This window comes from Paenibacillus sp. 23TSA30-6, from assembly GCF_014858585.1.
Classification (GTDB): domain Bacteria; phylum Bacillota; class Bacilli; order Paenibacillales; family Paenibacillaceae; genus Paenibacillus.
Map to the genome: position 1 here is coordinate 15,516 of NZ_SLTL01000012.1, position 14,521 is coordinate 30,036.

The 14,521-nt window shown below is 46.2% G+C and carries 14 protein-coding genes, 1 tRNA gene and 1 pseudogene; 8 read left to right on the plus strand and 8 right to left on the minus strand.

All coding sequences use genetic code 11. From position 1 onward, the window contains the following. Nucleotides 1-15 precede the first annotated feature (15 nt). From E0698_RS12905 to glpK, 3 genes are read left to right on the plus strand one after another with little or no spacing between them, the layout of a single operon-like run. The gene (locus E0698_RS12905) at nucleotides 16-861 is read left to right on the plus strand and encodes a transketolase (protein ID WP_192511828.1); all 846 of its coding nucleotides are present in this window, start codon (nucleotides 16-18) and stop codon (nucleotides 859-861) included. A gap of 2 nt (nucleotides 862-863) precedes the next feature. Beyond that, entirely contained in the window at nucleotides 864-1,799 is a 936-nt protein-coding gene (locus E0698_RS12910) for a transketolase family protein (RefSeq protein WP_076264801.1), read from the plus strand. Between the two features lie 12 nt (nucleotides 1,800-1,811). Then, entirely contained in the window at nucleotides 1,812-3,329 is a 1,518-nt protein-coding gene (glpK, locus tag E0698_RS12915) for a glycerol kinase GlpK (protein WP_192511829.1), read from the plus strand. A gap of 85 nt (nucleotides 3,330-3,414) precedes the next feature. On the opposite strand, the gene E0698_RS12920 is transcribed toward glpK, so the two are convergent. After that, on the minus strand, nucleotides 3,415-4,293 hold the full coding sequence (locus E0698_RS12920) for a LysR family transcriptional regulator (protein WP_192511830.1): 879 nt from the start codon (nucleotides 4,291-4,293) through the stop codon (nucleotides 3,415-3,417). A 136-nt stretch (nucleotides 4,294-4,429) separates the two neighbouring features. On the opposite strand from E0698_RS12920, the gene E0698_RS12925 reads away from it, so the two are divergent. After that, nucleotides 4,430-5,641: an MFS transporter gene (locus E0698_RS12925; protein WP_192511831.1), complete on the plus strand. Its 1,212-nt coding sequence runs from the start codon at nucleotides 4,430-4,432 to the stop codon at nucleotides 5,639-5,641. A 138-nt stretch (nucleotides 5,642-5,779) separates the two neighbouring features. On the opposite strand, the pseudogene E0698_RS12930 reads toward E0698_RS12925, so the two are convergent. The 3 genes and pseudogenes from E0698_RS12930 to E0698_RS12940 form a co-directional block, all read right to left on the minus strand. Beyond that, a pseudogene (locus tag E0698_RS12930) lies at nucleotides 5,780-7,844 on the minus strand (glycosyl hydrolase 115 family protein). A gap of 314 nt (nucleotides 7,845-8,158) precedes the next feature. Continuing rightward, on the minus strand, nucleotides 8,159-8,644 hold the full coding sequence (locus tag E0698_RS12935) for a glucose PTS transporter subunit IIA (protein WP_192511832.1): 486 nt from the start codon (nucleotides 8,642-8,644) through the stop codon (nucleotides 8,159-8,161). 129 nt (nucleotides 8,645-8,773) lie between these two features. Continuing rightward, nucleotides 8,774-9,973 carry an enolase C-terminal domain-like protein gene (locus E0698_RS12940; RefSeq protein ID WP_192511833.1) on the minus strand — a complete coding sequence of 400 codons (1,200 nt, stop codon included), beginning with the start codon at nucleotides 9,971-9,973 and terminating at the stop codon, nucleotides 8,774-8,776. A 258-nt stretch (nucleotides 9,974-10,231) separates the two neighbouring features. Here E0698_RS12940 and E0698_RS12945 point away from each other — a divergent pair, with 258 nt between their 5' ends. Then, the gene (locus E0698_RS12945; protein WP_192511834.1) at nucleotides 10,232-11,617 is read left to right on the plus strand and encodes a PTS transporter subunit EIIC; all 1,386 of its coding nucleotides are present in this window, start codon (nucleotides 10,232-10,234) and stop codon (nucleotides 11,615-11,617) included. Between the two features lie 566 nt (nucleotides 11,618-12,183). On the opposite strand, the gene E0698_RS12950 is transcribed toward E0698_RS12945, so the two are convergent. Next, a tRNA-Leu gene (locus tag E0698_RS12950) sits at nucleotides 12,184-12,269 on the minus strand. A gap of 247 nt (nucleotides 12,270-12,516) precedes the next feature. Between E0698_RS12950 and E0698_RS12955 the strand changes: the two genes are divergently transcribed. Then, the gene (locus E0698_RS12955; RefSeq protein WP_013311032.1) at nucleotides 12,517-12,675 is read left to right on the plus strand and encodes a hypothetical protein; all 159 of its coding nucleotides are present in this window, start codon (nucleotides 12,517-12,519) and stop codon (nucleotides 12,673-12,675) included. 124 nt (nucleotides 12,676-12,799) lie between these two features. Then, complete coding sequence (locus E0698_RS12960; RefSeq protein ID WP_192511835.1) at nucleotides 12,800-12,991, plus strand: hypothetical protein; 192 nt, start codon at nucleotides 12,800-12,802, stop codon at nucleotides 12,989-12,991. A gap of 77 nt (nucleotides 12,992-13,068) precedes the next feature. Here the strand turns inward: E0698_RS12960 and E0698_RS12965 are convergent, their stop codons facing one another. From E0698_RS12965 to E0698_RS12975, 3 genes are all read right to left on the minus strand, one after another. Further along, nucleotides 13,069-13,221, minus strand: a complete 153-nt coding sequence (locus E0698_RS12965; RefSeq protein ID WP_162833923.1) for a hypothetical protein — start codon at nucleotides 13,219-13,221, stop codon at nucleotides 13,069-13,071. Between the two features lie 98 nt (nucleotides 13,222-13,319). Continuing rightward, complete coding sequence (locus tag E0698_RS12970; RefSeq protein ID WP_192511836.1) at nucleotides 13,320-13,646, minus strand: YnfA family protein; 327 nt, start codon at nucleotides 13,644-13,646, stop codon at nucleotides 13,320-13,322. Between the two features lie 56 nt (nucleotides 13,647-13,702). Then, nucleotides 13,703-13,885, minus strand: a complete 183-nt coding sequence (locus E0698_RS12975) for a hypothetical protein (protein WP_149093355.1) — start codon at nucleotides 13,883-13,885, stop codon at nucleotides 13,703-13,705. 352 nt (nucleotides 13,886-14,237) lie between these two features. On the opposite strand from E0698_RS12975, the gene E0698_RS12980 reads away from it, so the two are divergent. After that, nucleotides 14,238-14,516, plus strand: coding sequence for a hypothetical protein (locus E0698_RS12980; RefSeq protein ID WP_134913528.1), 279 nt, complete (start codon nucleotides 14,238-14,240; stop codon nucleotides 14,514-14,516). Nucleotides 14,517-14,521 lie beyond the last annotated feature (5 nt).

A 14,521-nucleotide genomic window follows, 5' to 3' on the forward strand; every position in this document is an offset into this window, starting at 1 on the left:
CTTGAGGAGGACATTATGGAAATCCAGGAACTGAAAGTCAAAGCCGCACAAATCCGCATGGACCTGCTAACCATCATTCACCGCGCCAAAACGGGACATACGGGGGGATCGCTGAGCAATACAGACATTTTAACGGCTTTATATTATGAAATCATGAACGTTGACCCTGCTAATCCAAAATGGGATGACCGTGATCGCTTTATCGCCAGCAAAGGGCATTCCGTAGAATCTCTATGGTGTATTCTGGCCGACCGGGGCTTTTTCCCAAAAGAAGAGCTGGAGACCTATAGCCAGTTCGGTACCCGACTCATTGGCCACCCGAACAACAAGGTTCCAGGGATTGAAATGAACACCGGGGCCCTCGGTCACGGTCTGCCCATTTCCGTAGGCATGGCACTAGCTGCCAAGCGGGATGACCGTACTTACCGTGTATTTTGTCTAATGGGAGACGGCGAACAGGCCGAAGGCTCCAACTGGGAAGCCGCTATGGCAGGCTCTCATTATAAGCTGGATAACCTGATCGGCATTATCGACCGCAACCGACTCCAGATCAGCGGTGCTACCGAAGAAGTCATGGAACTGGAGCCGCTGGAAGAGAAGTGGACTGCCTTCGGCTGGAACGTCGTCTCTATCAACGGCAACAATATGGAAGAATTGCTCAAGGCATTCAGGTCCACCCCTGAAGTAGCGGGAAAGCCAACGTTAATTATGGCCAATACCACCAAGGGCAAAGGCGTATCGTTCGCCGAAAATGTCCCGGCATGGCATCACCATGTGCCTAATGATAAAGAGTTGGAGCTGGCTCTCACAGAGCTAAAGGCAACGATCGAAGAATTGACGCAGAAAGGGCAGGTGCATTAAGCATGAATAAAATTCCTAATCGCCAAGTAATCTGTGACACACTGCTGGAGTTGGCCAAAGACGACCGTGATATCATGGTACTGGCCAGCGATTCGCGCGGTTCTGCTGCAATGGCTCCCTTTGCCAATACGTTCCCGGAGCAGTTCGTCGAGGTCGGCATTGCCGAACAGAATATCGTAGGCATGTCTGCAGGCCTGGCCCACAGCGGCAAAAAACCGTTTGTGACTTCACCAGCCTGCTTCCTCAGTATGCGCAGTATTGAACAAGTCAAAGTTGACGTTGCTTATTCGCGGACAAATGTGAAGCTCATCGGCATTAGCGGAGGCGTCAGCTACGGGGCGCTTGGTATGTCACACCACTCCGTGCAAGATATCGCAGTAGCCCGGGCAATTCCGGGACTGGCGATTGTCCTGCCTGCTGATCGTCACGAAACGAAGAAACTGACCGAAGCGCTTGTAAAATATGACGGCGGCGTATACGTGCGAATCGGGCGTAATCCCGTTGAGGACGTTTACGAAACCGATGATTACCCATTCGAAATAGGCAAAGCTATAACTGTGAGAGAAGGCAACGACGTTACAATTATTGGTGTCGGTGAAACCGTGCGAATCGCACTCGATGCCGCCAAGGCACTCAACGACGAAGGCATATCCGCCCGGGTAATCAACATGCATACAATCAAGCCGCTGGATGAAGAGGCGATCATTACCGCTGCACGTGAAACTGGACGCATCATTACCGTTGAGGAACATAGCATTTACGGCGGTCTCGGCGCAGCCGTGGCAGAAGTTGTTGTGCAGAATCACCCGGTTCCTATGAGAGTGCTCGGCATCCCGGATGAGCCGGCGATTGCCGGTAAATCGGCGGAAGTTTTCCACCACTACGGCATTACGGGTGACAATATCAAACAAATTGCATTCGAATTGATTAATAAGTAGAGGGCGAAGCATATGGAGCACAATCAACAATATATATTGGCCATCGACCAGAGTACTTCAGGCACCAAAGCACTCCTTGTAGACCATCAGGGTACAGTAATCGCCCGCAGCGGGATGGAGCATAAGCAATATTACCCCCATCCCGGCTGGGTAGAGCATGATCCGCTCGAAATTTATGAAAATGTCAAAATAACGGCCCGCAGCGTATTGGATCAAGCCTGCGTCCACCCGTCCGCGCTAGCTGCGCTGACAATCACCAATCAACGCGAAACGGCACTGGTGTGGGATAAGACGACTGGTCAGCCAATATATAATGCTGTTGTCTGGCAATGCCAGCGTACGGCGGACCTGTGCGCCGAGCTGAAGCAAGCTGGCCACGAAAGCACCATCCACGCCAAAACAGGGCTTATGCTTGACCCTTATTTCTCCGCTGCCAAGTTCAAATGGATCATTGAACATGCGGAAGGAGCTGCCAACCTGCTGGCTGAAGGGAGGCTACTTGCAGGGAACATGGACAGTTGGCTAGTCTGGAAGCTTACCGGCGGCAAAAACCATGCAACCGACTATACAAATGCTAGCCGTACATCGCTGTTCAATATCCACACGCTGGAATGGGATGAAGAGCTTGCCCAGTTGTTCTCCGTTCCTTCTTCCCTGCTGCCCGAGGTTAAACCATCCGACGCTATTTTCGGATATACGGCAGATTGCGACCTTTTCAACGAGAAAATACCGATTTCGGGCGTCATCGGGGATTCACAAGGGGCATTGTATGGGCATCTGTGTTTCAAGCCGGGAACAGCCAAAGCAACCTTTGGCACGGGCACCTCTGTATTAATGAACGTAGGGAATCATCCGGTGGATGGCGGTGACGGACTTGTAACCGCTGTCGCCTGGGGGGCCGGCGGAACTGTTACGTATGCACTTGAAGCCATCATCCGGACAACAGGTGACAGCATCAAATGGACGCAGGACAACTTAGGACTGTTCTCTACCTTTGAGGAAATGCAGCGCTTAGTCGAAAGCGTTCCTGCAAACGATGGCGTCTATCTTGTGCCTGCCTTTGTCGGAATGGGCGCTCCCTATTGGAATCCCTACGCCCGGGCGGCAATTATCGGTATGAACCGTGGAACTGGCAAAGGACACATTGTCCGGGCTGCGCTGGAGAGCATCGCTTACCAAGTACGGGACGCTATAGAGTTTATTCAGGAACAGTCCGGGATTGAGTTGGTCGGCCTGCGCACGGACGGCGGGGCTTCCTCCAACACTTGGCTGATGCAATTTCAGGCCGATATTCTGGGCAACCTTGTGAGCCGATCCACATGTGCCGAGCTGTCGGCCATGGGTTCAGTCTATCTCGGTGGGCTCGGCACAGGCTTTTGGTCCGATCCAGATCAAATCGCTTCCAATCTTAAAATGTATGAAGCATATGAACCAAAGATGGATGACGCTACCAGAGAGAAATATTATACTGGCTGGCAGCGGGCTGTTCAGTCTGTAGTGCAACAACAGCATGAATCTCCCGTTTTATAAATAATCTCTATACTTCATTCCTCATATCTCCCCAAAACAAACCATACAAAAGGGCCCTTGCTTTTGCAAAGGCCCTTTTATTAAATTACTCACTCGAACGATATAACTGACTCAACACTTTTACAAATTCACGGGCTGCCGGGGTCGCTTCATCAAAGGAATGCGCGATAATTCCGATATCCCGCGTAATCCGGGGAATAATCTCTTTAACGATTAGTGAATGGGACACCGAGGAAAGCGTAAACTTCGATATAATGCCGATGCCCAGCTTTTTTTGGACCATATGGACTAACGTTTCGGCCGTTTGGACCGTGAGACTCTCCTGGAAAGGAATTTGCTGCTCATGCAAGGTGTTTAATACAGCAGATTCATGTCCTCCTTTACAGAAGATAAGGTCGTTCCTGTTCTGTTCCAGAGAAACCTCGTGTTCTGCTTGCAATGGATGATTCTCCGGTATGATGGCAACCATGGAATCGTGTTCAAGAATATGGACGTCATAATGATCGAATGGAGAAGCTACTATTCCAATTTCAACAGTGCGATCCTCCACCCATTGTTTAATTTGATTCGAGTTTCCTTCCATCAGTTCAATAGTGACATCGGGGTATTGGGAGCGGAATAAGCAGATCGCTTCCGGAAGCAAGTTCGTAGAGGCTGCCGGGAAGGAGCCTATTTTTACTTTACCACGTAAAAGCTTATTCTCCTGACACGCAAGCTGAACCATTTTATGTTCGATCTCCTTCATTTGCCTTGCCAGACTCAGCATTTCTTTTCCCACTTCGGTCAGTACGAGTCCATTCTGCTTGTCGCGAATAAACAATTTTACCTGCAAAGTATTTTCAAATTGGATCAAAGCCTTGCTAACCGCAGGCTGGGAAATAAACAGTGCTTTGGCAGCCTCCGTAATATTCATTTTCTCCGCAACCTTCATAAACACTTCAAGATGATTCATATTCACAGACATACACCCATTATAACCATACGGTTATTCCCTCTATGAAATAATAGTATTTCAGTTATATCAAAACATACCTTATGATAAAAAACAACTCCTGCTCCTTATGAGCAGATGTAATGCTTGATTAGAAGGGGATTGGAATATGAATTCAAATCTGAATTTTACCGAACGCACTACCAGAGATACAGCTTCATCTAAAGGACTTCCATGGGGCGGGTTACTGGCGCTTGCTATGACCGGATTTATTTGTATTCTCACCGAAACGCTTCCCGCTGGTCTATTGCCACAAATCAGCAAAGGACTGGGAATATCGGAAGCTTTGGCTGGCCAATTGGTCACGTTGTATGCTCTAGGTTCGCTCGCTGCCGCAATCCCGTTGACTGCCGCAACACGGGGCTGGCGACGACGGCCTTTATTATTGCTCTGTATCATTGGCTTTCTCATATTTAACACCATTACGGCACTGTCTTCTTACTATATCTTGACGCTGGCTGCCCGTTTCCTTGCAGGCGTAGCCGCTGGTGTGTTATGGGGGATGCTTGCTGGCTATGCCCGGCGAATGGTGCCGGATGCACTAAAAGGACGCGCCATGGCTGTCGCCATGTCAGGAACCCCGCTGGCTCTTGCCCTCGGCGTTCCGTTAGGAACGTTCCTCGGTGCGCTTGTTGGCTGGAGAACGGTTTTTGGTACCATGTCCTTTCTTGCGGTAGTCTTAGTCGTCTGGGTACTCTGGAAACTTCCGGATTTTTCCGGACAGGATTCCCATCAGCGACTCCCTCTGAGTAAGGTTTTCACGATTGCCGGTGTTCGTCCCATTTTACTTGTCGTTTTGGTTTGGGTACTTGCGCATAATATTCTGTACACCTATATCGCTCCTTATTTGAGTCAGGCTGGACTGGCCTCCCGAACGGATGTGGTGCTGCTTATTTTCGGGATAACTTCGGTTGCCGGAATTGGATTGGTCGGTGCATTGATCGACCGCTGGTTGCGTCTATTGGTACTCATGAGTACCCTTGGCTTTGCTGTAACTGCTGTTGCACTAGGAATTGGGAGTCACCAACCTGCCATTGTGTATTTAAGTGTTGCCCTGTGGGGACTGACCTTCGGCGGTGCCGCTACCTTGTTACAGACCGCATTGGCCGAAGCGGCAGGCGAGAGTGCAGATGTAGCTCAGTCTATGCTTGTAACCGCTTGGAATCTGGCCATTGGCGGGGGCGGCTTGCTTGGCGGAATTCTTTTAGAGACGCTTGGGGTTCACTCTTTTCCGTGGACGTTGCTTATCCTTATGCTTCTTGCCTTCGTCATTTCGTGGGTTGCCAAGGAACACGGGTTTTCTGCAAGAAGATATGAGTAGACCTGAAACTCAAGAAACGGTATGGATGGAAGGAAAGAATTGTTTAGAGGTCTGCAGGTGATGGTAGCTTGAAAGTTGCAAAGAACCTTCCAATCCATCTTGATGGATCGGAAGGTTCATTTACTGGGACCGAGTCCTCTAATATAGCACCTTCTCCAAGCAGCGTGCCAATTCATCATCGGGTAACGGCTTGCGATGCGTATTTTCCAGGTAGATATGTTTCTCTGTTTCGGGCATTACATATTGTTTGTACCACAGGAACATATCGGGACTATCCCCCTGAATTCGAAGAAATCTCCGCACCGTGTCCGCATGAGAAATAGTGTTATCGAGATTGGTCAACCAATCCGCCCGGTAGAAATGCTCCCATCTTCCAGTTCCTGCGAGCAAAAGCGCTTCTTTACCCATCTGGTAGCTCCAAACTGCATGCGAAGCTTGTATAAATGCTCGTGGATAATCTTCTTCAAGAAATAACCCGTAAGCGATGCAGATGTTAGCCAGCCCACGGGAGCCGCTCAGATGCAATTCAATCTGCACAAGAAGCTGATTATAAAGCCTGCGACATTCGTCTTTAGGCAATTGTTTCATAATTCGCAGACACCGCTCTCGCAGTTCAACCCAGCCGGGGATTGCCGACTCGGCTTTTTCCTTGAACCAGCGTACCTGCTCAGGAAAAGGTCCTTCTCCAGCAGCCCAGCACAGCCGTCCATCACTGCCTTCTTTACCTTGCAGCCAAAAGCCCATCATTTGCCGTGCCGGATGGTGATAGAATTCCTCCCCCGCCCGATCATCCTTATGCGGGCCATAAACAATAGTACAATGGGAATAATCCCGGTATAATTGGAAAATCTCTTGATGCTGACGACTGTACAACCGCTCGATAAAGTCAGAAAGCTGCTGTTCCGCATCCACGTTACCATACGTCCATAAATCCGCTGCCAAATCCAGAGTATATAAATGTGGCAAAATATTACCTGAATTGACCAAAAGATACTCGTCTGCTCCTGCGGCAAATGCTGCCGTTAATTCCTCCACAATCAGCTTGGCTGAGGAGGGGAATTGCGTAAGATGGTTCGACGCCTGCAAGTCGTGGAAGGTCACATGATAATATACACCGTTCTTGCCTTCATCCTCCACCTCGGGCAATGCGGGTACACGATGGTTGAGATTCCCATGGCGCCGGGATACCATTTTACCGTAACCATTGTCCGCCCATATTTTAATTACTCCTTCGGGGACTTCAATGTGACCTTGCTTGTATAACTCGGCAATCTCGCCATACATCGCCATACTGCAAACGGGCTGCTCCACAAATTTGCAAATCATACTGTACTGCTTGCGAACCACATAAGATATTAATTGCCCACGTTTCTCCGGCGTATCAAATGAAGGATCATTTTCCCAAAAAGGCTTGTCTCCCTGCCCACGAAAAGACAATACCCATACAATTTTCTCTCCCTTTTGCCGTTCAATCGCTTCCTGCCATAGCTGTTCAAACAGTTCGGGATGCTCTTTGTAGCTGGCCTGTTTACCCGGAAAAACACACAAAAACATCTCCGCACCTAGCGGCTCGGCATGATGGTGAGTAATCCATAATCCCATTTCTGCTGCAAGCTTATGATGGATACCTGTACGCGGTAAATCCGTCCCCGGAATTACCATGTTGCCACCGCAGCGTAGTAATGCTTCAAAAACGGGCTCCCACACCTGTTCCGTCGGCGGATAATCATCCTTCCAGCCAATCAAGCAGACCTCATCATTGACGAACCAGCCCCGACCGATAGCGAACCTTGGACGGTGCACTATCATAATCCTGGCTCGGCAGAACTATAGCATCCCGTCTGGTCGGAGAGAGTTCCGCCCAGAACCAGAATGGCTCCACACCCAAAACGAAGCGACTGTAATGAAGCAACCCATAAATGATCCCCAGCTCATCACGGCCTATGATATGTAGTACCGTTCCCTTCTCACCAACAACAAAACGCAGACAATAGCCCTCTGGCCACTGTGGGCAATCATCCTCTTCCTGCGCATAACGAATAATGATTGCGGCCTCTTTTTCTGTTTGTAGCGGCTCTCTGCCAAACACTTGCTTATGATCTCGCGCAATCATTCTCCAAGCGTGGGCAACCGGCACACTTCCGACAGCTTGAAGATTGTATCCGCTTTCAGATGAAATGATCAGAGGTTCACAGGCTTTCATGTATTGTCATCTCCTATTCAACGATGAAGACTCTTCTTACTTTTATTTTATAGGTCGGTAACATACTTAGATAGTCTTGATATTACTAATATTGCTCACTCATACAAAAGGATCAGACTATGATTACATTTTCCATCATAGCCTGTGATCCAACGGGACATGAAGATTAGTTAGAGTATTGCTTATCCTATTAAAATGACACTCCATCTCAAAACAAGCGGATCAAGAGAAGCAGTAAACAAGGGATTTTTAAGGTAAATTATCTCGCTACAGCTTCTAACGTTATATATACAGGTTTGGCATGTATAACTGATTTAGTAGTAGACCCGTAAAACCGTATCCTCCAAAGGCTTACAGAGGGTACTGTTCACTTCAACTCGCTTGACATTGTCCTGACCATTCGGAACAATGATAGGCGTCACGGTAGAGTATCCGGCCTGACGAATCCTGTCTATGTCGAATTCCAGCAGCAACTGTCCTTTTTTGACCCGATCCCCGTTCTTGACATACGTTTTGAAGCCTTCGCCTTTAAGAGAAACCGTATTCATACCCACATGAATCAATAGTTGCGTGCCCGTTTGGTGCTGAATCAAAATAGCGTGTTTACTTTTCTCCATAATATGAGCGATTATGCCGTCAAACGGAGCAATAACCTTACCCGTGTCCGGGAGGATTGCAAACCCTTCTCCCATAGCCTTTGTGGAAAACGCCTCATCTTCAACGAGCCCAGCGATGAAAATATCAAGCCGCGGCATACTTAATAATGGGATTATCTTTGAGATAAGCGAAATCGTAGCCATTGACTATAAATGTACGTATTTGACAGCCTTCAATAACGAGCATCACAAAAGAAGAAATTTATAAAAGCATTCACCTAAACAGGCAGCTTCTCCAGCATAAGGGTTCCTATATGCTGGAGTATTTTTGTTTTAAGGGGTCATAAGTGTTCCATCTGGCAATCTCGCCTGCGTCCATTCGTGCATCCTGTATTCCACCGGATAATTTTTCGCCTGTTCTTCATTGAATTCCACGCCGATGCCCGGAAGTTCAAGAGGGTAAATGTATCCGTCTTTAGCGTCTATGATGGGCGTAAAGATGCTGCGTGTGTTCTCCTTAATCGGAATATTCTCTTGGATCGCGGCACTGTGTAGGTGAATATTAAGATGAGTGTTAACGGCGATCCCAATAGGAGTAATGTCTGACGGTGTATGCCAAGCAATTCTAACTCCGAATGCCTCACATAAGGCCCCGAGCTTAAGAGCAGGCGTGATCCCTCCAATTTGAGATACATGGCAGCGAATAAAATCAATCTGCCTGTTGACAATAAGGCTTCTCCACTCTAAAGGATTATTGAACAGTTCCCCGGTGGCTATTGCAGTTGAAGTTTGGGAACGTATCTGACTTAACCATTCATTTTGATCCGGCGGTAAAATGTCCTCAACAAAGTACGGTTTATAGCATTCGAGGTCTTTTGCAAACTGTACGGCTTGATTGGGGAAAAGTCGTTCATGCACGTCATGCAGGATATGAAACTGGTCATTATATTTTGACCTTAATAGAGCAAACATCTTGGTGGTGGTTTGCATATACTCGTCTTGGTCATAATAGGACCCCTTGGTAGGGTAATCCGGAGCGTGCAAGTTCGAAGGATTCCCCCCATAGAAGCCAAGTTGGCACCGGATATGTTTATATCCTTGCTCAAGAATACCATCAATCTCTCGGTACAAATCCTCGATGTTGTCCGCAACCGCATGAGTATATGCAGGTATCGCATCCCTCGATTTGCCTCCAAACAGCTGGTACAAGGGCATGCCAGCAATTTTACCCTTAATGTCCCACAAAGCCATATCTACTCCAGAAATAGCGTTATTCAGTACGGGGCCATTACGCCAATAAGAGTTGACCATCATCATATGCCATAAGTCCTCTATATTATTGGCATCTCTTCCAACCAATATAGGTTTGAGGTACTCCTCGACGATGAGCTGAACGGCTTTCGGGCGCTGCTGAAAAGTGGCGCAGCCATACCCCGTAATTTGATTCTCTGTAGTTACTTTGACAACCACCAGATTATGTCGATCAGGTTTAAGCACAAAACATTCCACATTAGTGATGATGGAAGGGTTCATATTTCTCCTCTTTTCTAAGAATTTCTAGGTTTATTGAATCATGTTTGAAATGCAGAATCAATTTGGCTGGGTAAATTGTCTAATTATTAAAAAAAACCAGACCAATTTGTCAGAAAAAGTTCAATAAATCCTTATATATAAAGGTTTTTCATGAAACGAAGCTTATTTTGGACTGCTTTTATTCGACAGACCTTTGTGATACCATTCAGAATGTAAACGGAACCAATACTTTATATTCCAAGGACAGGAGAATTTTTAATGAACAAAATGAAAGCGGTACAGGACATGATTTATGGGGTCGGAGGAGAAAGCAATATTCAAAACGCTTGGCATTGCATGACCAGACTCAGGTTTGATCTAAAAGATAAAAACAAAGTGGACATAGAGAAAATTAAGGAATTGGACCCGGTTTTAGGCGCGCAGTTTAATAATGACCAATTCCAAATCATTCTTGGTCCTAAAGTCGCGGAATATTATAATATTTTGGCCAGTGAATTAAAGCTAACGGATGTTCAAAAGGAAGATGAGGCAAGCGCTGAAAAAAAGAAGGGGTTTGTTACACTCTTCATGAATATTGTATCCGGCGTGTTTGGGCCTATCGTTCCAGCTATTGCCGGGGCAGGATTGATCAAGGGACTTATCGCAGGATTGACCGCCCTCCATATCATCTCGGATCAAAGCGAAACCATTCAGATCATTAACATGATGGCGAGCGGAGTATTTACGTTTTTACCGTTTTTCTTGGCAGCCTCGGCGGCTAAAATTTTCAAAACCAACGAATATTTAGCGATAGCAATCGCTGCTACCATTATGTTTCCAACGATGGTGGATGCGGCCAAGGCCGGGGAACTTTCCTCGTTTCAGTTTTTAGGCTTTATACCTATCCCAGTATTTAACTACACCGGTACAGTCATCCCGATTATCTTTGCCGTATGGGCGATGAGCCATATTCATAAAATCGTTAACAGGTTTATGCCAGAAGTGTTAAAAACCGTAGTTACGCCAACGTTAACCTTGTTTATTTCGGGCTTCCTGGCATTATCCGTTATCGGTCCCATTGGCATTCACCTAGGCAATGGCTTGGCTTGGCTTGTTCAAGGCTTATTCAGTATCTCTCCCATCCTTGCTGGCGTTGTTGTTGGTGCGATTCGACCTTTGGCTGTCTTTACTGGCATGCATCATGCAATGACTCCGATTGCTTTGCAGAATTTCGCAACACAAGGTTACGATATGTTAATGCCTATGATGTGTATGGCTAACTTTTCAATCGTAGGCACAACATTTGCAGTGTATTACAAGGTAAACACACCTAAAGAAAAATCTATCATTGTTTCAGCCGCCGTCTCCGGTCTTTTGGGAATTACTGAACCTGCTTTATTCGGTGTACTGGCTAAGTACAAAAAAGCTTTTCTAGCCGCCATCATCGCAAGTTCAGTTGCTTCGGCTTTTATCAGCTTTTTCGGTGTCCGATTGTATGGGTATGTGTTATCCAGTATATTTAGCATTCCCGCTTACTTTGGGCCTTACTTTATCTATGCCATCTCCGGAATGATCATTGCTGTCGCGCTCTCCTTTACAATTTGTTATCTGTTTCTAAGCAAAGTAGATGTTGCGAGAGCAAATGAACCTACGCAGCTCAAATAATCGTTTGTCACGGCTTCCAAGCTTTTTTAAGCTCAATGAATCGTTTAAAAGTATCTAAGATAATGAGTGGAGCCTGACTACTGTATAAGTGTTGTCAGGCCCTTCAGTTAGCAATTATTGGGGGGATCCGTGCTAATCAAAAGAAGGAGGGGCATGGTTACTTTCTTTGTTGCCCGTATTCGGTTTTTTGCGCCTCCAATGGACGTGTGCCAGTATCCATCGTCACGAGCATGGGACGTTTAGTTGCGAAGATCAACAAACGTTTTTCGTTAGGTACAGCTAATATCACAGTCAGCACATCAACATCGACCGAACTGCTGACCCTCTGTCTTTTGTTTCTTTACAGTAACCAGATGGTTATTAAATAATTGTCGCCTATTGGTCCCGTTGCCCGCGTTCGGATTAATACTCCGTAATCTTGACAAAACAAAAAACGCCCCTCCGGATAGTAACGGTGAGGCGCTTCGTTGGTCCTGTGTACCTAAACGGAATACTCCGCAGGTACACAGGACCTCTCGTTATTTTCGTTCATTTAACGTTGATGTGATCGTGGTAAAACGCAAGGATGCCGAGGACCGGGATCGAACCGGTACGGTAGTCACCTACCGCAGGATTTTAAGTCCTGTGCGTCTGCCAATTCCGCCACCCCGGCATAAATTTAGGAACGCTATTTTCATGCTTACTTATCTTGCAAGTAACGGAGAAACATCCAGCTTATGTACAAAATGGTTCTCGCTATGTAAATATCGTTTTAATGGGCACCAACATATAATACGACAATTTCATCAAGTTGTAAAGTATTTTTTTCTAAAATAATAAAATTTCTTTTCTGCATAACTTGGGCGCTTTTGAATTACACTAATAAACGTCTTTCCAAACTACCAGAAGGGGTGTTACGAATGCGTGAAGGTATGATTCCAGCTGTTCTTGGAACGGTAGTATCGGCTTCAGGCGCTGTGTTGCTGAGCAGTAAGTACAAGCTTGCGGCTACAGGCATTCTCGGTTTCGGACTGGCTCATGTTGTTCTGGGAGCGATTGATCTGATTGAGCATCGCTAGTTGTTTGGAAAGTGCCGGGCGGGAGCTATTTCCTCCCCGGCTTTATTATTATAGCCGCTTTAGCCGCCTTGAGCGTAACGTTTATATAAAATGCTTCCACTCATAAAGGGGCGTGTGATGTATTATGAAAGAACATATTAGGGAAGACAAGGATGGTACTATCGATCAGGTCGTACATGAACAGTCGCTAGATCAGCGCGAGCCAGGTTTTAATCGTATCCCTGACCTCGATGCCGATACTCCTGCTGCTACAGATATAATTGAAGAAGCTGTGGGCCGTGGCCTGAACAAGTTGCGTAACGATTTTACAGATTAAAGCATGGGTCATAAGGCATGGGTTACTCAAACAACAACATTGAACCAAGCCACCTTATAAACAGTGATTTCTAGTGATCACTTGAAAATAAGCATAAACCAGCCAATAATCGAAACCCAAAGCACAATACTAATCAGGATTCCCCACACGATGCCCACTGAGAAATTCCCTTCACTCTTCGGTACAGCATGGCCAAATTTCAATCTAAGCTTCATTTGATTCCAGTTCATAGAACCCCCTCCTTAAGTTCTATTTCGGAATATGAAGCTCATTTATGTAGATCAATAGTCATGTTTTCCAAAAAAATAAAAAAGGGCTTTTTGTCCTATCATCCAGTCCGGGGAAAAAGTATTACTGCTATTCCGACCAAACAAATCAATCCACCCACGATATCGTACAAATCAGGTGTCTTTTTATCAATCCACCATCCCCATGCAATGGAAAGGACAATAAAGACACCTCCGTATGCTGCATACACACGCCCAAAAGAGGAGAAAACCTGAAAAGTTGCAATGACTCCGTAGACAGCCAAAATCAACCCGCCGCAAAGTCCGACATACCATGTCTTCCCTTCACGCAGCCACTGCCAGATCAGATACCCTCCCCCAATTTCAGCTATGCCAGCCAAAATAAAAAGTAATGCTGCCTTTAACAACATCTCACATCCCTATTCTGATAATCTTATCGGCTTTATTTCTTAGGTGCCCATCCTTAGAGCGCTCGACCTAAAATAATAATCAACGCAATCACGCCAACCAGAATAAGCAGATTGCTGACCTGACGCCATAAACCAGAGGCTCCCTCAGAGTGAAGCTTCCGCTGGTTCGCATCAAAATTCGCTTTGGCTCCTTCAGCATCTACAGGGCTAGAAAACGGTCGATTATCTTCATTCATGTAAATGACCTCCTTATCAATACCACCTTAATGATACCAAACTTTTCCGCTGATTTCGCATTGATTTTATACTCATGCTTACTGTATATTTCCCACTGCACCTGCATATTTATGAAGTGTACAACTATGTGTCAATATTTCACTGAATATAGCGTATGATGGTGAATCAAAGTAGAGTAGGTATTTTGACACCTTTTATTGCAGGACGGTAGTTATGGTATAATTTAGTCAACTTAATCATGATCGTAACGAGAGTACAACTACTTATCCATCTGTATTGAATTCACATCCATGAATCCGCATCCCGGTTACAACCTGCATAATCTGATTGTAATTTAGGAGGAGGATACCGATGTCCCCAATCTTTCTAGCTACTTTAATGTTAATGGGCATGTTTTTAATCCAGGCAGCCATCGTTCTAGGCATCATACACTGGATTTCCAAACGCAGCAGTCGTCCAGCACACACCAAAATGGTTCTTACCATGGGCTTGCTTGCGTTGATTTTCGGCTTCCTTCTGGTAAAAGACTGGATGTATTCACAGGAACTGAACCGATTGGTCTACTTCTGTTTGCTAATAATCCTCATTAGCGCATGTAACCAACTGAGAAAACGCAAAGAAAAAATGTAATTTCA

What these genes read in the sequence shown, in the direction of transcription:
- E0698_RS12905 (WP_192511828.1), top strand. Translation starts at nt 16, where the DNA reads ATGGAAATCCAGGAACTGAAAGTCAAAGCCGCACAAATCCGCATGGAC.
- E0698_RS12910 (WP_076264801.1), top strand. Translation starts at nt 864, where the DNA reads ATGAATAAAATTCCTAATCGCCAAGTAATCTGTGACACACTGCTGGAG.
- glpK (WP_192511829.1), top strand. Translation starts at nt 1,812, where the DNA reads ATGGAGCACAATCAACAATATATATTGGCCATCGACCAGAGTACTTCA.
- E0698_RS12920 (WP_192511830.1), bottom strand. Translation starts at nt 4,293, where the DNA reads ATGTCTGTGAATATGAATCATCTTGAAGTGTTTATGAAGGTTGCGGAG.
- E0698_RS12925 (WP_192511831.1), top strand. Translation starts at nt 4,430, where the DNA reads ATGAATTCAAATCTGAATTTTACCGAACGCACTACCAGAGATACAGCT.
- E0698_RS12935 (WP_192511832.1), bottom strand. Translation starts at nt 8,644, where the DNA reads ATGGCTACGATTTCGCTTATCTCAAAGATAATCCCATTATTAAGTATG.
- E0698_RS12940 (WP_192511833.1), bottom strand. Translation starts at nt 9,973, where the DNA reads ATGAACCCTTCCATCATCACTAATGTGGAATGTTTTGTGCTTAAACCT.
- E0698_RS12945 (WP_192511834.1), top strand. Translation starts at nt 10,232, where the DNA reads ATGAACAAAATGAAAGCGGTACAGGACATGATTTATGGGGTCGGAGGA.
- E0698_RS12955 (WP_013311032.1), top strand. Translation starts at nt 12,517, where the DNA reads ATGCGTGAAGGTATGATTCCAGCTGTTCTTGGAACGGTAGTATCGGCT.
- E0698_RS12960 (WP_192511835.1), top strand. Translation starts at nt 12,800, where the DNA reads ATGAAAGAACATATTAGGGAAGACAAGGATGGTACTATCGATCAGGTC.
- E0698_RS12965 (WP_162833923.1), bottom strand. Translation starts at nt 13,221, where the DNA reads ATGAACTGGAATCAAATGAAGCTTAGATTGAAATTTGGCCATGCTGTA.
- E0698_RS12975 (WP_149093355.1), bottom strand. Translation starts at nt 13,885, where the DNA reads ATGAATGAAGATAATCGACCGTTTTCTAGCCCTGTAGATGCTGAAGGA.
- E0698_RS12980 (WP_134913528.1), top strand. Translation starts at nt 14,238, where the DNA reads ATGTCCCCAATCTTTCTAGCTACTTTAATGTTAATGGGCATGTTTTTA.